Annotated in this window: 22 protein-coding genes; 12 read left to right on the top strand and 10 right to left on the bottom strand. The window is 62.8% G+C overall.

Going from position 1 to position 21019, the window contains the following annotated elements; all coding sequences use genetic code 11:
* Nucleotides 1–38 precede the first annotated feature (38 nt).
* Nucleotides 39–923 (bottom strand): LysR family transcriptional regulator, encoded by an 885-nt coding sequence (locus tag JTF07_RS06805; RefSeq protein ID WP_204233460.1) that lies wholly within the window; start codon nt 921–923, stop codon nt 39–41.
* A gap of 88 nt (nt 924–1011) precedes the next feature.
* Between JTF07_RS06805 and JTF07_RS06800 the strand changes: the two genes are divergently transcribed.
* Nucleotides 1012–2643 carry an SLC13 family permease gene (locus JTF07_RS06800; protein WP_204233459.1) on the top strand — a complete coding sequence of 544 codons (1632 nt, stop codon included), beginning with the start codon at nt 1012–1014 and terminating at the stop codon, nt 2641–2643.
* A gap of 25 nt (nt 2644–2668) precedes the next feature.
* On the opposite strand, the gene menC is transcribed toward JTF07_RS06800, so the two are convergent.
* Entirely contained in the window at nt 2669–3793 is a 1125-nt protein-coding gene (gene menC, locus JTF07_RS06795; protein WP_204233458.1) for an o-succinylbenzoate synthase, read from the bottom strand.
* Nucleotides 3794–4113: 320 nt separating this feature from the next.
* Between menC and JTF07_RS06790 the strand changes: the two genes are divergently transcribed.
* Entirely contained in the window at nt 4114–5058 is a 945-nt protein-coding gene (locus tag JTF07_RS06790; RefSeq protein WP_204233457.1) for an FkbM family methyltransferase, read from the top strand.
* Between the two features lie 9 nt (nt 5059–5067).
* Here JTF07_RS06790 and JTF07_RS06785 read toward each other — a convergent pair whose 3' ends face one another.
* Nucleotides 5068–6240 (bottom strand): M20 family metallopeptidase, encoded by a 1173-nt coding sequence (locus JTF07_RS06785; RefSeq protein WP_204233456.1) that lies wholly within the window; start codon nt 6238–6240, stop codon nt 5068–5070.
* A gap of 135 nt (nt 6241–6375) precedes the next feature.
* Here JTF07_RS06785 and JTF07_RS06780 point away from each other — a divergent pair, with 135 nt between their 5' ends.
* Nucleotides 6376–7854, top strand: coding sequence for a glutamate-cysteine ligase family protein (locus JTF07_RS06780; RefSeq protein ID WP_204233455.1), 1479 nt, complete (start codon nt 6376–6378; stop codon nt 7852–7854).
* A gap of 25 nt (nt 7855–7879) precedes the next feature.
* On the opposite strand, the gene JTF07_RS06775 is transcribed toward JTF07_RS06780, so the two are convergent.
* Nucleotides 7880–8176 (bottom strand): cupin domain-containing protein, encoded by a 297-nt coding sequence (locus JTF07_RS06775; protein WP_204233454.1) that lies wholly within the window; start codon nt 8174–8176, stop codon nt 7880–7882.
* Nucleotides 8177–8302: 126 nt separating this feature from the next.
* Here JTF07_RS06775 and JTF07_RS06770 point away from each other — a divergent pair, with 126 nt between their 5' ends.
* Genes JTF07_RS06770 through JTF07_RS06760 form a run of 3 tightly spaced genes read left to right on the top strand, consistent with a single transcriptional unit; the run spans nt 8303 to nt 11064 of the window.
* On the top strand, nt 8303–8875 hold the full coding sequence (locus JTF07_RS06770; RefSeq protein ID WP_204233453.1) for a peroxidase-related enzyme: 573 nt from the start codon (nt 8303–8305) through the stop codon (nt 8873–8875).
* Between the two features lie 3 nt (nt 8876–8878).
* Nucleotides 8879–10090, top strand: a complete 1212-nt coding sequence (locus JTF07_RS06765) for a pyridoxal phosphate-dependent aminotransferase (protein WP_204233452.1) — start codon at nt 8879–8881, stop codon at nt 10088–10090.
* Nucleotides 10087–11064, top strand: coding sequence for a DMT family transporter (locus JTF07_RS06760; protein ID WP_204233451.1), 978 nt, complete (start codon nt 10087–10089; stop codon nt 11062–11064). The genes JTF07_RS06765 and JTF07_RS06760 overlap by 4 nt, the downstream gene beginning before the upstream one ends.
* A 30-nt stretch (nt 11065–11094) precedes the next feature.
* On the opposite strand, the gene JTF07_RS06755 is transcribed toward JTF07_RS06760, so the two are convergent.
* Together JTF07_RS06755 and JTF07_RS06750 are read right to left on the bottom strand one after the other, a co-directional pair.
* A complete protein-coding gene (locus JTF07_RS06755; RefSeq protein ID WP_143923918.1) occupies nt 11095–11454 on the bottom strand; it encodes an ArsR/SmtB family transcription factor in 360 nt (119 codons plus the stop codon).
* A gap of 39 nt (nt 11455–11493) precedes the next feature.
* Entirely contained in the window at nt 11494–12081 is a 588-nt protein-coding gene (locus tag JTF07_RS06750) for a peptidoglycan-binding protein (RefSeq protein WP_213018586.1), read from the bottom strand.
* Between the two features lie 174 nt (nt 12082–12255).
* Between JTF07_RS06750 and JTF07_RS06745 the strand changes: the two genes are divergently transcribed.
* The gene (locus JTF07_RS06745) at nt 12256–12483 is read left to right on the top strand and encodes a hypothetical protein (protein WP_204233450.1); all 228 of its coding nucleotides are present in this window, start codon (nt 12256–12258) and stop codon (nt 12481–12483) included.
* A 15-nt stretch (nt 12484–12498) separates the two neighbouring features.
* On the opposite strand, the gene JTF07_RS06740 is transcribed toward JTF07_RS06745, so the two are convergent.
* Nucleotides 12499–13140 carry a GyrI-like domain-containing protein gene (locus tag JTF07_RS06740; RefSeq protein WP_204233449.1) on the bottom strand — a complete coding sequence of 214 codons (642 nt, stop codon included), beginning with the start codon at nt 13138–13140 and terminating at the stop codon, nt 12499–12501.
* A gap of 119 nt (nt 13141–13259) precedes the next feature.
* Between JTF07_RS06740 and JTF07_RS06735 the strand changes: the two genes are divergently transcribed.
* The 4 genes from JTF07_RS06735 to JTF07_RS06720 all read left to right on the top strand — a co-directional run bounded on the left by JTF07_RS06735 (nt 13260) and on the right by JTF07_RS06720 (nt 17318).
* Nucleotides 13260–13973 (top strand): HEAT repeat domain-containing protein, encoded by a 714-nt coding sequence (locus JTF07_RS06735; RefSeq protein WP_204233448.1) that lies wholly within the window; start codon nt 13260–13262, stop codon nt 13971–13973.
* 161 nt (nt 13974–14134) lie between these two features.
* The gene (locus JTF07_RS06730; protein ID WP_204233447.1) at nt 14135–15190 is read left to right on the top strand and encodes a MerR family DNA-binding transcriptional regulator; all 1056 of its coding nucleotides are present in this window, start codon (nt 14135–14137) and stop codon (nt 15188–15190) included.
* Nucleotides 15191–15199: 9 nt separating this feature from the next.
* Nucleotides 15200–16669, top strand: coding sequence for an LssY C-terminal domain-containing protein (locus JTF07_RS06725; RefSeq protein WP_204233446.1), 1470 nt, complete (start codon nt 15200–15202; stop codon nt 16667–16669).
* A 127-nt stretch (nt 16670–16796) separates the two neighbouring features.
* On the top strand, nt 16797–17318 hold the full coding sequence (locus JTF07_RS06720; protein ID WP_204233445.1) for an SRPBCC family protein: 522 nt from the start codon (nt 16797–16799) through the stop codon (nt 17316–17318).
* 13 nt (nt 17319–17331) lie between these two features.
* On the opposite strand, the gene JTF07_RS20310 is transcribed toward JTF07_RS06720, so the two are convergent.
* Nucleotides 17332–18018, bottom strand: a complete 687-nt coding sequence (locus JTF07_RS20310; RefSeq protein ID WP_252199369.1) for a MarR family winged helix-turn-helix transcriptional regulator — start codon at nt 18016–18018, stop codon at nt 17332–17334.
* A gap of 284 nt (nt 18019–18302) precedes the next feature.
* Nucleotides 18303–18674, bottom strand: a complete 372-nt coding sequence (locus JTF07_RS20615; RefSeq protein ID WP_204233444.1) for a hypothetical protein — start codon at nt 18672–18674, stop codon at nt 18303–18305.
* 52 nt (nt 18675–18726) lie between these two features.
* Here JTF07_RS20615 and JTF07_RS06705 point away from each other — a divergent pair, with 52 nt between their 5' ends.
* A complete protein-coding gene (locus tag JTF07_RS06705) occupies nt 18727–18990 on the top strand; it encodes a hypothetical protein (protein WP_204233443.1) in 264 nt (87 codons plus the stop codon).
* On the opposite strand, the gene JTF07_RS06700 is transcribed toward JTF07_RS06705, so the two are convergent.
* A complete protein-coding gene (locus tag JTF07_RS06700) occupies nt 18970–20901 on the bottom strand; it encodes an acetate--CoA ligase (protein WP_204233442.1) in 1932 nt (643 codons plus the stop codon). The genes JTF07_RS06705 and JTF07_RS06700 overlap by 21 nt on opposite strands.
* Nucleotides 20902–21019 lie beyond the last annotated feature (118 nt).

The following is a 21019-nucleotide window of genomic DNA, read 5'->3' as shown; positions in this document are numbered from 1 at the left end:
GTCCAAGACTCAATAGCGATCTCACGTATAGGTCGAGACTATGACCCGAGGTCACGGGCTGATTCAAGGAAGCGTGCGGCTGCGGGTGTCAGGCCCTCCTGGCGCGCAATGGCAGACACGTGAAGCGAAGGTGCGCCTGTGATGGAGTGCAGGCGGACCTGTCCGGCATCCGCGAGCGTCTGCCAGGAAGCGGGTAGCACAGCGTGGCCGATGCCGGCTTTCACCAGCGGCAGGATCGATGTTCGATGGGTGACCTCCGCTGCGATGTCGATATCGATACCTGCGGCGATCAGCTCGTCGACATAGGCTCGCATGAGGGACCCCTTGTGCGAGACGACCAGCCGCGTCCCCGAGAGGGATTCGGGACTCACCGACTCGGTGTCGGTGTACTGGGAGACCTCTGAATTGTGGGCGAGCATCAGCGGCTGATCGGCGAGCTGGATGACTTGCAGATCATTGATCTGCAGTGGATCCCGTCCACCGAGGAATCCGACCTCGGCGCGACCGTAGCGAACGGCTTCGATCGTTTCGTCAACAGTGAAAGTGCCGTTGAGGTCGAACGTGATCTGTGGGTGGGAACGGGCGAAGGCTGCCATCAGGGTTGTCAGCGGTTCGATGCTCGGAGAGGGCATGGCAGCGATCTGGATCCGACCGGACTGGAGTCCGCGCAGGCCCTGCACATGGGCCTTGGCTGTTTCGAGATCGCGAACGACGAGACGGGCCGGCCCTTCCAGTTCCTTACCCGCCTCGCTCAGGCTGACTGTGCGACCGATGCGGTGAAAGAGCGTCACGCCGAGTTCTCTCTCGAGGCCCTTGATTGTCTGCGATAGCGAAGGCTGTGCGACAAGCAGGGTCTCGGCTGCCTTGGTAAAACTCCCAGTGTCGACGACGGCGAGAAACTGGCGAAGCTGACGAATGTCCATAGGCATATCCTATTGGTTGCATTGGAAATGAGCCTTGGACTATTTCGCCGCGGTCCGCCAGGGTGAGACCAAAGCGATGAAAGGACCAATGACGGTGAATATTTCGCATGGACGTGGCAAAGGCGGCTCGTCAATTCTGAAGACAGATGTTCGCGAAGCACTCTTGGGAGGCAAGACCTTCCGAAGTCTGAGCGAGCAGAAGCTCTCCCCTCGGGAAGAGAAGTTCGAGCGGGCGCGGATGACCTCCGGGTTCGTGCTAGCGCCATTGGTGGCTATCGTATTCGCACTCATACCCATGGGCCTGACTTATCAGCAGCACATGCTGGCAGCGATCCTGCTGGCTGTCATCGTTCTCTGGATCACGGAGCCGGTGCCGATCCCGATAGGCGGACTGCTCGGCGTCGGCGCAGTCGTCGTCTTGGGAATCGTTCCCGCTGCCGATGCTGTCGGACCCTTCGGGTCATCGACGATCTTCACCTTCATCGGCGCCTTCATCTTGGCGCAGGCGATGCTGCACCACGGGATTGCTCAGCGACTTGCACTGACGGTCCTCTCGCTTCCTGGAGTCGGCAGATCTGTTTACCGGGTCATCATCGCCTTCGGGCTGATCACCTGCATTCTTTCCGCCTTCGTCTCGAACACGGCAACGGTGGCAATGCTGATGCCGACCGCATTGGGAATCCTTGCTGTCATCGCGGAGCTTATGCAGGAACGTGGAATCGTCAAACAGGACTTCGACCCGCTGCGACTTCGGGTCGGCGCCGCCCTGCTGCTGATGCTGGCCTACGGCGCAAGCGTCGGAGGACTGCTCACTCCTGTCGGTTCGCCGCCGAACCTCATCGGGCGTGGGCTGATCGAGGAGGCCACCGGCACGAAGATATCCTTCGGTCAGTGGATTGCTGTTGCCCTTCCCATCTGCGTAGCGATGTTCATCATCCTCGCGATCGTGCTGCTGCTGTTGAACAAGCCGGAGATCCGCAAGATCGAAGGCGTCGAAGAGTACGTGCGCAAAGAACTGGCGGAACTCGGCCCCGTCTCCCGGGCAGAGAAGAACACATTGTTCGCCTTCGGCGTCACAGTTGTGCTATGGCTGCTGCCTGCGTTCGCCGCATTGTTCACCGGCACGGATTCGGCCATCTACGATTTCCTCGATTCCCGACTCGACGAGGGCATCGTCGCCGTGATCGGAGCTTCTCTTCTGTTCGTCCTTCCGGTCGATTGGAAGCGTCGCGAACCTACCTTGACGTGGACCCAGGCAGCCAAAATCGACTGGGGAACCATCATCCTCTTCGGCTGCGGGATCATCTTCGGTTCGCTTCTGGCTGACACCGGTTTGGCCGAAACGATCGGTACCGGTTTCGCGGATGGAATGGGCGTCACCAGCCTGTTGGCGATCACCATCGTCTCTGTGGTCTTGGCGATTCTGATCTCGGAGACGACGTCGAACACCGCTGCGGCTGCAGTCATCGTCCCGATTGTCATCCCGTTGTGCCAGGCGGCGGGCGTTGATCCCTTCGTCCCCGCCATGGCTGCCACCTTCGCCGCCTCCTTCGGCTTCATGCTCCCGGTCTCGACTCCGCAGAACGCGATCGTCTACGGCACCGGTGCCGTTCCGATCACGAAGATGATCAGAACTGGATTCTCATTCGACATCGTGGGCGCGATTCTCATTGTCGTACTGGTTCCGGTGATGATCGGAGTCGTCGGGCTGGGGCAGTGATGGCCCGGCCGTCAGCCGCCGCGGCTCAGCTCTGCGGCAGGATCTGCAGCGAATCGGTGCGGAACTTCTCGAGCCTCGCGGGGTCGATCGACACGCCGTAGCCGACGCCTGTGGGCACGTCGACCTTGCCGTCGTACATGACGATCTCTTCGGTGATGTCCTCGTGGAAGAAGCGATTCGAGCCGGAGATGTCTCCGGGCAAAGTGAAGCCGGGCAGCGATGCCAGTGCGGCATTGGCCGCACGGCCCAATCCGGTCTCGACCATTCCGCCGTGCCAGACTGCTACACCATGTGCGGCGCAGAGATCATGGATCTTCTTCGCCTCGATGAAGCCGCCCACTCGCCCTGGCTTGATGTTGATGACGGCTGCCGCACCCATGGAGATCGCATCGGCGGCGGCTTCAGCGGAGTCGATCGACTCGTCCAGACACATCGGAGTCTCCATCAGCTTTGCGAGCTCGCCGTGCTGGCGGATGTCGGCCTCTCCCAAAGGCTGTTCGATGAGGAGGAGGCCGTACTCGTCGAGCCTGCGCAGGTGGGAGGCATCGACGAGGGTGTAGGCGGCGTTGGCATCGACCTGGAAGCCGAAGTCATCGCCGAAGGCCCTGCGCACCGCTGCGATCGGGGCAATGTCCTTACCCGGCTTGATCTTGAGTTTGATGCGGGCATATCCCTCGTCCAGATACCCGCCGATGACCCTGACCGTCTCTTCGACAGAATCCTGGATGCCCACGGAGACTCCGGAGGGGACGGAATCGACGACGCCGCCCAGGTAGGTCTTGAAGGACTGGTCATTGAGCTTGAGCTGGGCCTCGATGACCGCCATCTCCAGCGCCGACTTCGCCATCGGGTGACCGATCACGTGACGCAGATGCCAGGACACGGTCTCCGCAGTCAGATCGTCGACGTCGAAGAGGATCGGAGCCAGCCACCGCTTCGTCACATCGATGCCCGAAGCCACGTACTCAGAAGAGTAGAGCGGGGAGATCATCGCCACCGACTCGCCCCAGCCCGTGATCTCACCCTTCGGGGTGTCGAAGGTGGCCTCGACGAGGTAGCAGTCCTTCTCCGTCTCCCGCATGAACGAGGTCTCGAAGGGGGTGACGAGGGGAATGGACACCTGGTGGAGAGTGATCGACTTGAGTTTCATGCGCCATGCACCTTCTTTGTGTTCGGGGCTGATGATCCTATGACCCAGCCTATAACCACTCGCAGGACCACCTCGGCGGGCATTGGAGTATGGGACACAGGTGGACATCCGAAGCGCTGAACCACCGGTTTCGATGGGTCAGAATGGTGGGTTCCGGCGGCGAAGCCGACATGAGTCTCCCTCGGAATGATCCAACAGGAATCCTTGTGGTCACCAGCGGCTCGCACCACCCGTCTCACGCGCCGGTCTGCTGCTGGAGCGTGTGTGCCCGACATTGGTACTGTGAGTCAAAGATCGCGCTCAACTTAAGGGAGAGCTACGTGAACGACTACCTGCGGTCGCTCAAAGGCCGGAAGCAGAAGTGGTTCGGACTCAAACTGCCAGTCAAGGCTGCGCTTGCGCAGCCGTACCTCCACCCGATGCTGAGGACGGTGGCGCCCCACATCAACGGCATCAAGGTCGGCAGGCTGCCCGCACCGATCGGACTCACCGAGGTCCGTGGGCGTGCCGGAGGCGCAGGCTTCTACCTCGTCGATCCGTTCCGCTGCGAGATCGCCAAGGAATTCTACTGGGGCAAGGGCCGCCGGACGGAGGCAGAGGACGCCTTCGCGCTCGACCTCATGGTCGAACTCTCCCGTGACGCTGACGTGTTCCTCGACATCGGCGCCTACACAGGGGTCTTCACGATGGCGGTGCTGGCCGCGAATCAGACTGCGGTCGCCCACTCGTTCGAGATCATCCCCGCCGTCGTCGCCGGCTTGGAGAAGAACGTGGCGCGCAACCACCTCGGCGATCGGGTGACTGTTCATCCGACGGGCGTCGGCAAGCCCGGCACCACGATGCAGGTGCCCACCGGGGACGGAGGATCGGCATTGCCGTCGTTCTATGGGGCCGGCATGGACTTCGACTCCGGTGCGCAGGTGCGCTTCACCTCGCTCGACGAGCTCCTCCCGGATCTGCCGCCCGGCCGTCCGCAGGTGACCGTGAAGATCGATGTGGAAGGTGCAGAGAACGACGTGCTCGACAACGGCCGGGAACTGTTGGGCACACTGCAGCCGGACATCCTGTGCGAGGTCCTCGACGACCGGGCGCAGCCCGAGCAGCTGATGCGCATCCTCGACCGCTTCGATTACCACTACTACCTCGTCGGCGACGATCACCTCAGCGCTCAAGACGAAATCGTCCCGGACCCGCATCTCCGCGACTGGCTCTTCAGCACGAAGAACCCGGAGGACATGCGGGTCGCGGGCTATCCGGTCAGGTGACCGACTGAGTCAGCATCGGAGTTGATCGGCGATGAGGGCCGCGAGCAGGGCTGTGCGCGGGGCGATCTCAGCAATGACCGCGTGCTCGTGCTCCGCATGCGCACCATCGCCCACGGCACCCAGGCCGTCAAGTGTCGCAATGCCGTCACCGGCAGTGAAGTTGCCGTCCGAAGCGCCGCCCACGGACACGCCCTCCGGAGCGGGCAGGCCGAGTTCAGCGGCCAGGGCAGTGGCACGATCGAAGAGTTCAGCCGACTGCTCACGTTCGAACGGCGGACGGTTGATTCCGCCGATGACCTCGATCGATGAGCCTTCCAGCTGCGGGCGGGTGGCAAGTTCACGCATGGCTGCATCGACTCGATCGAGTTCGGCTGCCGTGCGTGCACGGACATCCACATCAACGCGCGCCTCGGCGGGAACCGTGTTCGAGGTGGTGCCCGCACTGATCACGGTCGGGACCACAGAGGTGCCCGCTGTAACATCGGCAAGATCTGCGACAAGGGGCAGGTGCAGGGCCAGCGCCATGCCCGCGTTGATCCCCTTCTCCGGTTCGAGCCCGGCGTGAGAGGCCTTGCCCGTGAACACGAGAGTGTAGTTGCTCGTGCCCTTGCGTTCGAGCTTGAGCGCACCGCCGGCGCTCGCCTCCATCACATACACGGCCTTCGCCTCAGCCGCCTCGGCGCGGATGAGATCGGATGAGGAGATCGACCCGATCTCCTCATCGCCGGTGACCAGAATCGACAGTCCCTCAAGTGCCTCCTCGCCGAGGTGCTCGCGCAGAATCGCGCTCGCGTGGATGCTCATGATCGCCCCGGTGAGCATGTCGAAGCTGCCCGGCCCGCGCAGAATCCCCTCATCGGTGGAGAAGGGCTTGCGGTCCAAGGTTCCGTGCGGCCACACCGTGTCCTGATGGTTGAGAAGGACGACGCGGGCCGGGCCCGAACCGAAGCGCAGGCGCACATGGGCGGTGTCATCGACGGTGATGACCTCGGCGGTGGCCCCGAGGCGTTCGCGCAGCAGTTCGACGAAGTCTTGGGCACCGGCGGCCACGGCATCCTTGTCGTGTGACGGTGTCTCCTTCGTGATGACGCGTCTGATGTCATCGAGGATGAGGGGGAGGCGGTCGGCGGCCTTCGATACGAGGTCAGCGGACTGGAGATCTGAGGACAGTGAGGTGGTCATGCGCCGATTCTACGATGTGGCCTGCAAGGGCGGTTGCGGCGTCCGCATGATGCGACGAGACTCAGACTTCTCCGGGCCGTGAAAAGTCGGACTTCACACACGCGCAAACGTGTCAGTCTGTGGTTTGCTTGACCCATGGGTGAGGCAGTCAATTCCAAGCGGTACACGCCGGAAGAACGCACGCTGTATCGGGAGAAGCTTGCGGAGAACCTCGAGCTCTTCGACACGTATCTGCGCCATGCGGAGTTCAAGTCCGCGGGCACGATCGGCCTGGAGCTCGAACTCAATCTCATCGACTCCGACAATCAGCCGAGCCTGAACAACACGAAGGTCCTCGAGCGCCTCGACGATGAGTACCAGTCGGAGATCGGCGGGTTCAACCTCGAACTCAACCACCCGGTGCTGCAAGTGGCCGGGCGTGGACTGAAGACTCTGGAAGCGGGCGTTGCGCACCGGCTGGGCAAGGCCCAGAAGGCCGCCGAGGCGGAAGGGCTGAAGGTCGCATCGATCGGGACGCTGCCGACCCTGAGCACCCAGTTCCTCACCGAAGAGACATGGATCACCGAAGAGAATCGCTACGAGGCGTTGAGCAACTCGATCGTCGACGCTCGGGGCGAGTACGTCCGCATCGAACTCGACGGCGAGGAGACGTACAAGCACGAATTCTCCGATATCGCACCGGAGGCATCCTGCACCTCGATGCAGCTGCACCTGCAGGTCGCACCCAACAAGTTCGCCGAGGCGTGGAACGCCTCCCAGGCGATCGCAGCAGCCCAGGTCGCGATGAGTGCGAACTCCCCGCTGTTCGTCGGTCGCAAACTCTGGCACGAATCCCGGATCCCGGTGTTCACCCAGTCCATCGATACGCGCACCCCGGAGCTCGTCAATCAGGGAGTTCGGCCCCGAGTCTGGTTCGGGGAGCGCTGGATCACCAGCGTCTTCGACCTCTTCGAAGAGAACGTCCGCTACTTCCCACCGTTGCTGCCCGAGATCAAGGACTTCGTCGAGTTCAGCTCGGCCGATGCTCCGAAGCTCTACGAACTCAACCTGCACAACGGCACCGTGTGGCGCTGGAACCGACCCATCTACGACTCCTCGGACTCCGGAGCTCACATCCGGGTGGAGAACCGACTGCTCCCAGCCGGCCCGACACCCGTCGACATGGTCGCCGATGCCGCTTTCTACTACGGTCTGGCCGAATTCCTCGTCGGAGAGAACCGCCCTGTGTGGTCGCGGATGTCCTTCAGCGAGGCGGAGGAGAACTTCTTCGCCTGCGCCAAGGACGGCATCCATGCGCGCGTGACCTGGCCGAAGATCGGCCACATCGATGTCGCGGACCTCGTGCTCGATGTTCTCATTCCGCAGGCGCGCAGGGGACTGAGCCGATTGGGCATCGACAAGGACGTCATCGAAGAATATATGTCGATCATCGAAGGCCGGGCCGAGAAGCGGACCAACGGTGCGACCTGGCAGCTGAAGATGCTCGAGCGCTTGGCCCCGAACAGTGCGCCGGACTCACCGGAGCGCCGCGAAGGACTCAAGCAGATGATGGACGCCTATGTGGCGAACCAGGCCACCGGCGACCCCGTCCATACCTGGGACGTGCCAGTCTGAGTCAGAGGCGTTCGACCTCACTGAGTCAGAGGCGTTCGACCTCGACGAAGACGATGTCGTCGGTCCCATTGGGATTCGAGACCTCATGTTCGGATCCTGCGGCGCGTGTGTAGCTGACTCCTGCTTCGAGGTCCGCGACGAGCGACGTTCCATCCGAGTTCCGCACGTGCATCGCATCGGTGACCATCGGAATGACGACGTACTCATACTCATGTTTGTGCATCGGGATGACCCCATCAGGCTGAATCGTCCACCTCGTCACGCGGAAGACTCCGTTGTCGAGCTGGACCTCACCTGTCGAACCGGTATTCTCGTCGCTCATGATTGACACTCCTTCTAGTCGTCGCTGACGGTCTGCTCCTCACCCTAGCCTTCAGCACAACAGCATCCCAGCCCTGCCCGTGACCCGCGACACACAGGAGCCGCCTCGACGGTTAGCATGAGCAGTATGCGATACCCCTACGCCGACATCGACGATGTCGAAGACGATATCCGCGAAACCATCTTGGCCGTGTCGGAGAAAACGGGCTTCGTGCCCAACGTGTTCCTCTCCCTGGCCCGGCGGCCGGCTGAGTTCCGCGCATTCTTCGCCTACTATGACGCTCTGATGGAGAAGGAGACCGGGAACCTGAGCAAAGGAGACCGGGAGATGATCGTCACGGCCACCTCGGCGGTCAACAACTGTCTCTACTGCGTCGTCGCCCATGGAGCCGTGCTGCGGATCATGGAGAAGAAGCCCCTGGTCGCAGACCAAGTGGCCGTCAACTACCGGCAGGCAGACATCACCGACCGTCAGATGGCGATGCTCGACTTCGCGATGACGGTCTGCACAGAGCCCTGGGCGATCAGCGACGCTGACTTCGCAGCCCTGGCCGAACACGGATTCGACGACGAGGACGCCTGGGACATCGGTGCGATCACCGGATTCTTCGGCCTGTCCAACCGCATGGCACACGTGGGCGGAATGATGCCGAACCCCGAGTTCTACCTCATGGGACGCGTCCCGCGCGAGAGGAAATGACCAATGACAACGAGCACTCGAACGAGCGCACCCCGCGTCTCTGACCGGGCCGGACTCGTCCAGCCCTTCGCCGCCATGAATATCGTGGCCAAGGTCCAGGAGATGTCGCGCCAGGGCCAGGACACCATCGCCATGTGCCTGGGCGAACCGACCCAGGGTGCACCGGGGCCGGTGCGCAGGAGAGCCGCCGAGGTGGTCAGCGACGGCACGAACCTCGGCTACTCCCCGATCTTCGGCATCCCCGAACTGCGCACAGCCATCGCCGGGCACTACCGCGACTGGTACGGCGTTGAGGTGCCCACGGAACGCATCGCCATCACCACGGGTTCCTCCGGTGCTTTCCAGACGGCCTTCCTGACCTGCTTCGATGCGGGCGACCGCGTCGCGCTCGCCCGCCCGGGCTACGGCGCATACAAGAACATCCTCGCCGCGTTGAACTGCGAGATCGTCGAACTCGACTGTGGTGGAGACCATGGCTTCCAACCGACCGTCGAACTCCTCGAGCAGGCACATGCGAAGGCCCCACTCAGGGGACTCATGCTCGCCTCGCCGGCGAATCCGACGGGGACGATGATCTCAGGCGACCACCTCGGCGAACTCATCTCCTGGTGCGCCGAGCACGGTGTGCAGGTGATCTCCGACGAGATCTATCACGGCATCAGCTACATCGGCACGCGTGGTGAGACCGCGTTGGCCCATGATGCCGATGCCATCGTCATCTCTTCGTTTTCGAAGTACTGGGCGATGACCGGGTGGCGACTCGGCTGGGCGATCCTGCCCGAAGAGCTCGCCCACGCTGCGCAGAACGTGACCGGAAATCTGTCGCTGTGTGCCCCGGTTCCCGCCCAGTACGCGGCCGTGGCGGCCTTCACGGAAGAGTCCTATGCCGAATGCGAGGCGGCGGTCGAATCCTTCGCCCGTGCCCGCAAGCACGTTCTCGACGCCACTGCTGACCTCGGGTTCTCCGATATGGCCCCGCCCGACGGGGCGTTCTACATGTATGCCCGCATCGACGAGATCCTGCAGCGGTCGAACGCAGCCATCGTCACCGCAACCGATTGGTGTCAGGCACTCCTCGAGACCACCGGAGTCGCCTTGGCTCCGGGTGATGACTTCGACTCCCTCAACGGGCCGCGCTCGGTGCGGCTGTCGCTGGCTGTCGGTGCGGACAAGACCGCCGAGGCGCTCGACCGGATCCTCGACTTCATGCGATGACTCCGAACTCGGCCGCGGCCCATGGCGCGGAACCGTCCGCACAGCCGCCTGCGTCTTCGGGCTCACGGGCCGTCTCGGAACCGTCGCCCTCGGGGCTGCCGACACTGGGCGTCATCGTGTCTGCACTGCTCCTGGGCTCGGCTGGCCTGTTCGTCATCCTTGCCGAGGCGAGTGCCCCGACCGCGGCATTTCTGCGCTGCTGGCTCGCCGTCATCGTCTTGGCACCCTTGGCGATCCTCGAGCTCCGACGCCATGGGCTCTTGCCATCCAGGGCGCTCATCGTCGCAGCCGTCTCGGGTGCGGCACTGGGCATCGACTACGTGCTGTGGGCCCAGAGCGTCCTCGATGCTGGAGTCGGCGTCTCCACTGTCCTCATCAGCGTCCAGGTCATCGTATTTCCGGCACTTGCCTGGGTCTTCGGAGGAACGCGGCCCGGGTGGTTGTTCATCACGTGCATTCCCATCATGATCATCGGCATGCTGCTGACCGGAGGCGTCTTCGGCGCCGATGAGGGAGCGGCGAATCCGGTGCGCGGCGCGATCTTCGGAGTGCTCTCCGGAATTCTCTACGGCGTCTACATCTTCGGCATCCACCACTGTCGGAAGGCGGCACCGAACTTCGTGGTCGCGCCCGTGGCGGTGGGCACCGTTGCTGCGGGAGTGATGACGGCGATCGCCGGTGTCGCACTCGGCGGGCTCGACTTCGACCTGGGCTGGGACGGGTGGGCGTGGATGGTGGCGCTGGCCGTCTTCGGCCAGGCTCTGTCGTGGGTGCTGCTGAGCATCTCGAGCCCGCTGGTGTCGGTATCGCGGACCGCCGCTCTCATGTTGCTCCAACCGCTGTCGGCAGTGGTCCTGGGCTCGGTCATCGCCGGCGAGCGGCTGCAGTCGCCGCAGTGGATCGGTGCTGTGCTGGTCGTCGTGGTCGTCTGGGTCGTCGGTGGTGGCCTGGAGGCAATGCGCAGACGACGCTGATGGCGGGGCGAGACCCGACGACAGATGCGTTCAGTGCTCGTGACCTTCGACAGTGTGGGCCAGAGCGTCGAGGATGATGTGAGCGACGTGGTCATCCTTGAGTGAGTAGTAGGCTTCGCGGCCGATTCGGTTGACCCCGACGAGGTGGAGGCCGCGCAGGAACTTCAAGTGCTGGGAGACCAGCGGCTGTGAAAGCTCGGTGGACTCGACGATGTGAGTCACTGTCGCCTCACCGTGGGCGAGAACCAACAACATCTTCAGCCTCGACGGTGTCGCCAGTGCCTTGAATAGGTCGGCGGTCTCTGAGATGGCTTCGAGATTGCCCTCGGGGTTGCGCAGGAGCTGCTTGACTGCGGCATTGACCGGGGTGGAATCTGAAGTGGAGGCCATGGATAGAGATTACCGGAAATTCTGCGGCGAACTCACCGTTCAGCTCAGGGCTTCGACGTCGTCCTGACTGCCGATGAGGTCGTCGGCCAGAGACTCCCACTGCTCATAGGCGTCAGGCAAAGCGGACCGTTGGACGGCCTGTGCCGCCTCGGTGGGGGCCATTGTGTGCCAATCGTCGATCTGCACGAGTCCCGGGTTCTCGATGTCCGGGTTGATTCCGTAAAAGGACTTCGTGGCGAAGATGGGGTCGTTGAGGCGCTCCGGTTCACCCCAGCCCTGCGAAGGGCGCTGCTGGAAGAGGCCGATCGAGTCGCGGTCACCCGAGTCGAGGTTTCGCAGCGAGGATTCCTGGAGCGCGGTCATGAGAGCGATTCTGATTGCACGATCATCGAAGTCACCGCCGCGGCCGATGCCGATGATCAATCGCGCGTTGTCGATCTGCTGTTCGGTCAGTTGATTGACTGAAGCCATCTGCATCTGCCTGATCGTAGTCGAACCGAACGAGACAGGTGAGTTGATGATGACGACGGCGGCGAGGACCAAGGCCGCCACTGCAGCTCCGAAGCCGATCAGGGCACCACGAAGCACGGACCGTGAGCCCTTGCGGTGTCGAGTCGTTCCAGCCATGAATATAACGATAATGCAACAAACTGAGGGATGCATGTGTCCACGCCGTGCCTTTTGTCACAGAACGGTCACGGAAGTGGATTTTTTTAGGTGCGTCGGCGGCGATGCTTCCTGTTCCAACTCTGCGACATTTCCTCAGGGCGAATCGACCGGCGTGCGGTCTAAGATCGGTTCATGATCTTCGTGAGACGACGCAACCCGAGAACTCGACTCTTCGGGTGCCTGGTGGGTGTGATCGCGGTAGTCATCATGGTGGTCGTTGTCATCGCAGTCGTCGCCGCAGTGGTCCTCGTAGGCGCTCGCACCGACAGACCGGGCGAGGATTCAGGCGCGGATTCGGATGGGGGCGGCGCACCGAGCAGTGCCCCGGCCTCCCGCGGGCACTGGTCCAGCGGCGAGTGAGGGTGTCGGGGTTGTTCATTCGTCGGCATAGCTGCCGAGAGGCGGGGTCTGCACCGGCTGACGCAGAATCGTGCGCAACTTCTCCGGGGCGCTTCTGCGCAGATCGCTGAGGTAGATCTCGTGGTGTCTGCCCGTCATCTCGAATCCTGCAGCCGGGATCGCAGCTGAATGCATATGGTCGAGCACCGCGGCCTCGTCGTCGAAGGCCCCGACGTGCAGGGTCTGCATGCATGTGCCCTCCCGGAGAATGTCGAAGCGGACATCGTCGAGGCGGGGAAGTGGCCTGCGTCCTGTCGCCACAGCGATCGCGTGGTCGAGATGGGACCGGTTCAGCCAATCGGGTACCAGGAGCATGAGTGTGAAATCCCATTGAGTTTTGTCGCGCGCAGATGTGAAGGTCGACATGTCCTCCGCCCACCACAGGCCCTCGAGCGGTGGGACGACGTAGTCGCGGCCCAGCTCGTTCCTGCTGAAGAACTTCAGCGAATACGCCAGCGGATAGAGAGTCGCGATGGCCGAGGCGAAGTCGGGTGAAGAATTCGGGTCTCCATGTCCGTCGAGCATGAGGTACTGCAACGGCGGCACCTCCACGAGTTCGAAGGAGCCGCGTCTGGCCCGATAGCTGGGCATCGATTTCTTGACGTCGATCTTGTCCATGTCACATTCCGATCCGGCAGCACTGATGATCTGATTCTACGAGGCGCGGCTGATGCAGACCGGGGGCTTGACCTTGACACTGTGTCAGGGACTTCACTGGTTCCCAGGAGGTGGACACAATGACTCATCCACACACAGCAGATTCGACGACCCTGTCTGAATCGCAGCCCCGGGCGGAACGTGAGCCCGTCATCGCGGCCTTGTCGTCGTCGAACTCGCAGCGGCGACTGCAGGCGGCGCTGTCCGTTGGGACCACTGCCGAGGCCCGCCACCTCGGCGTTCTCATCCAGCGGTGCAGAGTCGAACCGGACTTCTTCGTTCGTGACATGCTCACCTGGGCGATCACTCGGATGCCCGCCGAGGCGACTGTGCCGCTGCTCATCGCCGAGCTGAGCTCCGATGTGCCTCAGGCTCAGAGTCAGGCGCTGCACACATTGTCGAAGATCGGTGATCCCCGCGGCTGGGAGGCCATGGACCCGGGAGCCATCGGAGACCGTCTCATCGCTCATGCCGACACCGAGGTGGCCCGCAGTGCATGGAGGGCTGCAGCGACACTTGTCCCCGGTGATGATCGAGAGCGGTTGGCATTGTCCCTGGTCGCGCAGCTTGGGAAGGGTGACATGGAGACGCAGAAGAGCCTCAGCCGAGCCATCGTCTCTCTGGGTGAGGATCTCGTGTCAGTGCTCGATGGAAGACTGCAGGCAGAGGAAGAAACAGTGCGGACACACGCCATGGCGACTCGGGAGATGTTCACCGATCCAGACGCCGGCTTCGCTCACGCCTTGGGTGAAGCCAAGCGCGTGGTCGCACTGGGGTCCGAGGTATCAGCATAGGTCGATTTTGGGAAGGGTCGACCGAGGCGGCACTGCCGGGCGGGGCAAGCTCGCGCAGCGCTGCGTGCGACACCTCGGGCTCCTTTCTCATGAACTGGACGCGCGATTGCGCAACCGCGACAGTGTGACCTGTCTATAGTGGAGGCGGGAGAGGGGGGCTGATGCTGATCGGCGAGGTGGCCAAGCGGTCAGGCGTGAGCGCCCGAATGCTGCGGCACTATGAATCCTTGGGGCTCATCGATCCCAGTGGGCGCACCTCGAGCGGGTACCGGGAGTATTCCGCAGCCGATATCGGACGCATCTTCCACGTCGAAGGGCTGCGCAAGCTCGGAATGTCGCTGGCAGAGATCGGGGCTCTCCTCGATGATCCTGCGTTCGATCCGCGTCAACTGATTCGCGAGCTGATCGAGACGTCGAGGCGACGCATCGCAGCCGAACAGGAGCTGCTCTCCCATCTCGAGCGCATCGACCGTCTCCAGCATGCCGATGGGGAGGCACTGCTGCTGACCATCGATCTCCTGCGCTCCCTGGAATCCGGTGACGTCATCCAGCGGCATAAGGCGGCACTGGGCAGCGGCGTCGACGGATCTGTGCCCGTGGAATCCCTGTCGGTGGCCGTTCTCAACGAACCTGTTCTCAACGCTGCAGGGGCCATGCGCTGGGCGCTGGTCCAGTCAGGGCCCGAAGCGGTCCGCTATCTGGCGAAGGGTATGGACGACCTCTCCGTCGACGTCCGTCGCAACGCACTTCTGGCGCTCGACGAGATTCGTCGCAACACGGCGAAGGACGAGCTCGGACCCGTCGCTGAGGCGACCATCGCCGAGGCGCTGCGCTCCGGCCTCGGCGACACTGATTTTCAAGTGCGCAGCGGCGCCGCTCTTGTTCTGGGGCAGATGGGGGATCTCGCTGCAGTCGCGGACCTCCTCGAAATCGCGATGGAGGGACCCAAGGACATCGAAGCCGCCGAGGCACTCGCCGCCTTCGTCAACGAAGCCCCGGAAGAAGGGGAGCGTGCTGAGGCCGCGACGCGGATCATGTCGGATCTGCATCGGCATGCGCGGTCGCCAGAGGCGATTATGCGATTCCGAGTACTGCAGGTCCTCATCGAGATTCCGGGTGCCGAGGTCGATGATCTCATTGCCGAACTCAGCACCGATGACAATCTTGAGGTCGCGGCGACTGCGACTGCGACCCTGAATCGCCGCCGCGATCATTAAACTTGTCCCATGACCTCCGGAACAACGACGCCCGAACCTGGGCCCGACAGCTCGGATGCCTCGTCGAAGCGACGACAGAGACAGCCGTTCGCATTCCGGCGCCACCGTTTCACCGTCACCGGGGTTCTCGATTACCTCTTCTTCCTCTTCGGGGGTGCCTCGTCAACGTGGTTGGCGATGCTGATCCTGCTTGAGGGGTTCTCGCTCGGGTGGTGGCAGGTGCTGACCCTCCTCGTGTTCTGGGGAGTGGTCTCGTATTTGGCGCTTCCACGGCTGCATCGCATCCTCTCTCAGATCTACGTCCCGAACTACTTCATCGGTCGGGCTCGGACCTCGGACGGACTGCTCGGTGACCCGGTCAACCTCGCATGGCGCGGTGATGAAACGCAGATCCATCACGCGATGAAGGCTGCGGGCTGGATTCTCGCCGATGGCATCACACCAGCCTCAACCTGGGAGATCATCAGATCCACTCTGACGCGGCGAAGCTATCCCAAGGCGCCGGTGTCGCCCCTGCTGCTGTTCGGTCGGCGCCAGGATTTCGCCTATCAACAGGAGGTCGACGGTGACCCCGGCCAGCGCCACCATGTGCGGTTCTGGAAATGCCCCGCCGGTTGGATGCTGCCCGGTGGGCATCAGGCGGACTGGTTGGCGGCGGGCACCTATGACAAGAGCGTCGGGATCTCACTGTTCACACTGCAGTTCACCCATAAGATCGAAGAGAACACCGATGTCGAACGTGACTACATCGTCGACACCGTGGCTTCGGCCGATGAAGCGATCGTCGTCCAGCACATTGAGGACTTCTCGACTGGTTATCACTCACGCAACGGCGGTGGGGACGCGATCATCACGGACGGGGATCTGCCGATCATCGAAGTCACCGAGGTGTCCGCCGATGAAACGGATACTCCTGACCGACTCGAACTCGCCCTCGATGCGACTCAGATCTATTCCGACGCGCGGTCGGTCAGAGAGGTGACGAAGACCCTGTGGCACAAGCGGCCGCTGCAGACGGTCGTCGGTGCCGCTCTCGTCCTGGTTCTGCTCATCTTTCAGGCGTGGGATGTGTTGGGCACAGTGCTCGACTGGGATGGACTGCGCACTGAGGTCGTTGACTACAGCGAAGACATCGAAACTCTCGCCGATGAAACCGCAACACGGATCGTCGCAGGAGTTCTCATCGGACTCAGCCTCCTCATCGGCTGCCTGCAGGTGATCGCGAGCATCTCCGTCTTCCGCGGCAGCAATCGGGCTCGACTGTGGATCCTGACTCTTTCCACGGTGTCCGTGATCGTGTCGATGACGAACTACTTCACGGGAGACCGCGACCTCGCGACCAACATGTACGCGCTGACGACGATCGCCATGCAGGTCGCCGTGCTGCTGTCGCTGTCCAGCGATTCCTCGCGGCTCTTCACTCGTTTCAGCACCGCGGAGCTGCGAGCCGAACGTCAGGAACAGGCACTCGAGGACTGAGTGCCAGTTCCCGGTTCGGCACAGAAATACCGGCACCGAGCAGAAAGCTGTGTATCCTGACGGCGACTGCATGACGGCGGGGCGAACCTGCTGTCGGAACCGGACACCAGCGAAGAGACGGAACTCCATGACCGAACCGACAACGAACTCAACTGCTCCCACTGAGGGGGCTGCTGCCACCGACGCCAGGATCTTCGACACGATCGACCCAGCGCTCAAGGTGGTCAGTGCGGAAATCGAGATCGCAGCACCCGCCTCGGAGGTCTTCGAGCTCATCGCGGACCCTGCCCGCCAGCCCGAATGGGACGGCAACGACAATCTGGGCACAGCCGCCCAGGGGCAGCGGCCGACCAGCTCCAGCGGATCCTTCATCACCACCTTGACCAAAGGCGTGGATCGAGAGAACCATATCGTCGCATTCGAGGAGGGCAGGCTCATCGCCTGGAAGCCCTCCGAGGTCGGTGGTGAACCGTTCGGCCAGAAGTGGACATGGGAGATCGAAGCGACAGGAGAACGCTCAAGCCTGGTTCGCCAAAACTATGACTGGACCGAATTGAGAGACCCACTGCGACTGCCTCGTGCGCAGTCGACGACATCCGAGAACCTTTTGGCATCGCTTGAGAGGCTCAAGACACTCGCCGAAAGCTGAAGCGAAAAGCTCCTCACCGAGGCCAGGCATCTGCCAAACGTGAGAGCAGCTGGGCCAGGAGTGCACGCTCGTCATCGGTGAACCCGTCAAGGGCCAGGTCGACACTCTCACGTTGGGCTCCCCGGAACCTGTTCGAGATCGCTCGACCCTTCTCCGTCAGCGCAATGAGAGTGCGACGGGCATCATCGGGATCGGCCTCACGTTGGAGCAGCCCCAGGTCGACGCCCTGTGACACGAGGCGGGAGGCGCGAGGCTGGTCGACGCCGATGGACTCGCCGATCGCACTGACTCCAAGTGATCGGCCAGCCTGAGCAAGGGCGATGAGCAGACGCAGCTGCGCTCGCCCGCCGAAGTGGGCGCCGAACCTCCCCTTCCAGTCGTGTTCGTCTTCATGCCGACCGCGAACACTGCCATGGCGACGTCCGTCACCGTGTGCGTCTTCTTCATGTCGATCGTGCTGGCTCTGTGAGGGACTCTCATCCCCGCTGCCGTGGGGATGGCGGCCGCGACCGAACGGGAAGTCGCCCCGTCCTGGACCGCCGAACCCGGGATGGCCACTGAACCCAGCCACACCGCCTGGCGGTCCGAATCCGCGCGGGCCGCCGCCGGGGCCGCGCCTCCACTGCAGGCGCGTCAGCGCCTCGGCGATCCTCTGACTGGCATTGTCAGCGCCCTGATCGCTGTCTCCCTGATTGCTCATACTCCGATTTTACATGTTGATTGACATGCATCCTAAATGCATGTCATGCTACATATACATGTCAAATGACAAGCAAGGGAGACGACATGAACTCGCACAACAACAGCGAACAGAATGACACCAACACCAGCACCGGCAGCGGCCAAGAAGGTCACGAGGACCGTGCAGACGATCGAAGTGATATTCCCAGTCAGGAGAGCATGAATATGAATGATGGACACGAATTCGACGAGACAAAACCTGCCGAGGGTGGCGATTTCGACATGCGTGACGAGACCCCAGAGTTAACGGACCTTCTTAAGCAGGCGAGCCGCCTGCTGCGCCGAAAGGTCTTTGTCGCGGCTGCGGCGGGGGAGTTCGGAAGCCGTGGCCAGGCGATCCATGAACAGATCGATGCCGTGATCGACGAGGCGCTGTCGGATGAGGAGCTCGAATCTCTGACAGAGAACCTTGGCAAAATCGTTGACGCGCTCGGCGGGGATGCAGGGGGCGCAGGCGAAGAATGGAACGATCGCCGAGAATTCGCCGGTCGGCGCGGCTTCGGGCCCAAGTTCGGGCCCAGGTTCGGACCTGAGTTCGGACCTGAGTTCGGACCTGAGTTCGGACCCGGGATCGGGCGCGGCTTCGGTCCCCGCTGCGACCGGGGCCAGCGTCATGAGTGGGCCTCGCGTGGTGGCTGGAGCTCGTCCGAGGAGTGGGGCGAAGACAGTGCAGACGAAGGCCGTTTCGTCCACCACCGCGGCCATGGAGAGTGTGGATCTGGCACTCACGGCACCGACCACCGAGGACGTGACCACCGTGGACATGACCACCGAGGACGTGACCACCGCGCTGGCGGCCGACGCCGAGGTATGGGCAGGATGGTCGGGGCTGCCTTCGACCACGGGTTCGCAGCGGGATACATGCGCGGTGCCCGGTCCTGAGCGCTCAAGGGCTCAGGGCAGTCAGTGCTCAGTCGCGCTGGAGCACTGACTCCAATGCCTCGAGCACTGCAGGGTCCTCAATCGTCGAGGGCACGGCCGGGGAGTCGACTCCGTCGGCGATCTCGCGCATCGTCTTGCGCAGGATCTTCCCCGACCGTGTCTTCGGCAGAGCAGAGACGATATCGACCTGTTTGAATGCGGCGACGGGGCCGATCTCTTTGCGCACCAGCGCCACGAGTTCGGCGATGACCGCATCCGGGTCGGTCGCCTCGGCGGAATCACCGAGAACGACCAGTGCGCGCGGATTCTGTCCCTTCGTGTCATCGTGAACGCCGATCACGGCGGTTTCCGTGACCGCAGGGTGGGAGGCGATGACGGCCTCGATCATGCCCGTGGACAGGCGGTGGCCGGCGACGTTGATGACATCGTCGGTGCGGCCCATGACGAAGACATATCCGTCTTCGTCGATGTAGCCCGAGTCTCCGGTGAGGTAGTAGCCGTCGAACGCGGACAGATACGAGGACACGAATCTGGAGTCATCGCCCCAGACGGTGGCCATCGTTCCCGGCGGCAGGGGCAGCTTCATGACGATGAGGCCCTCCTCACCGGCCGGCATGGGCTTACCGGTTGGATCGAGGACTTCGACCCGGAAGCCCGGCACCGGCTTCGTCGGAGACCCGGCTTTGAGGGGGAACTGAGTGAGTCCGAGCGGATTTGCCGCGATCGGCCAGCCGGTCTCCGTCTGCCACCAGTTGTCGACGACGGGAATGTCCCGACCGGCCGCCTCGGCGAGGATCTTCGTCGTCCACTCATAGGTGTCCGGGTCCAGGCGTTCGCCGGCGAGGAATGAGGCCCGCAGGCTGGAGAGGTCGTACTTCTTGATGAGTTCGCCGTTCGGATCTTCCTTGCGGACGACGCGCATGGCTGTCGGCGCCGTGAAATGAACGTTGACCCCGTGGTCTTCGATGATGCGGAAGAAGGTGCCCGCATCGGGGGTGCCGATCGGCTTGCCCTCGAACAGGACCGAAGTGACTCCGGCAAGCAGCGGCGCGTAGACGATGTAGGTGTGGCCGACGACCCAGCCGACGTCGGATGCGGTGAACATCGTGTCGCCGGGATTGAGCCCGAAGACGTTGGGCATCGAGAATGCAGAGGCTACCGCGTAGCCTCCGGAATCACGCACGATGCCCTTCGGTTTGCCCGTCGTGCCGGAGGTGTAGAGGACGTAGAGTTCATCGGTGGCCTTGACGGTGACCGGATCAATGCCCTCGGGAGTGTTCGCGAGCAGTTCGGCGTAGTCGAGATCGTTCTCGCCCATATCGCAGCGGTGCTCGTCGCGTTGGACGATGACGGTGAACTCAGGTTTGTTCTCGGCGATGTCGATCGCCTCGTCAACCATGGGCTTGTACTCGAGGATGCGGCTCTTCTCGACCCCGCACGAGGTGGAGATGACGGCCTTCGGAGAGGTGTCGTCGATGCGAACAGCCAGCTCGTTGGGTGCGAATCCGCCGAAGACCACCGAGTGGATCGCTCCGATGCGGGCACAGGCGAGCATGGCGATGGCGGCCTCGGGGACCATCGGCATGTAGATGATGACCCGATCGCCCTTGACCACGCCCTTGTCGGACAGCGCCCTGGCGAAATGGGAGACCTCACCGAGGAGTTCCGAGTACGTGATCGTGCGAATCGTGTCGATGACAGGCGAGTCATAGATGATGGCGGCCTGATCTCCGCGTCCGGCCGCCACGTGGCGGTCGACGGCGTTGAAGCACACATTGAGCTCGCCGTCGGGGAACCAGCGGTAGATGGGGGCATTCGCGTCGTCGACGGCGCGAGCCGGTTCGGTGACCCAGTCGATGTGTCTCTTAGCCTCGTCGAGCCAGAATTCTTCAGGATCGGCATCGATGCGCGCGATGACATCGTCGTAGCTGGGGGATTGGTCCTGTGTGATCGTGTTCATGGTTCCATTGTGACCCATGGCACAGATCGGCACAGGGGTGGGGCGGGTCGATTTGGTGGTCCCTGATGGTTGCGCACTAGCCGTTGAAGGGCTACAGCGACAGCGTTTTCCGGCTGTG

It is taken from the genome of Brevibacterium sp. RIT 803 (genome assembly GCF_016892625.1).
In the GTDB taxonomy this organism is placed as follows: Bacteria; Actinomycetota; Actinomycetes; order Actinomycetales; family Brevibacteriaceae; genus Brevibacterium.
Note: the sequence above shows the minus strand (reverse complement) of the source record. Positions and strands in the feature narration are given on the sequence as shown.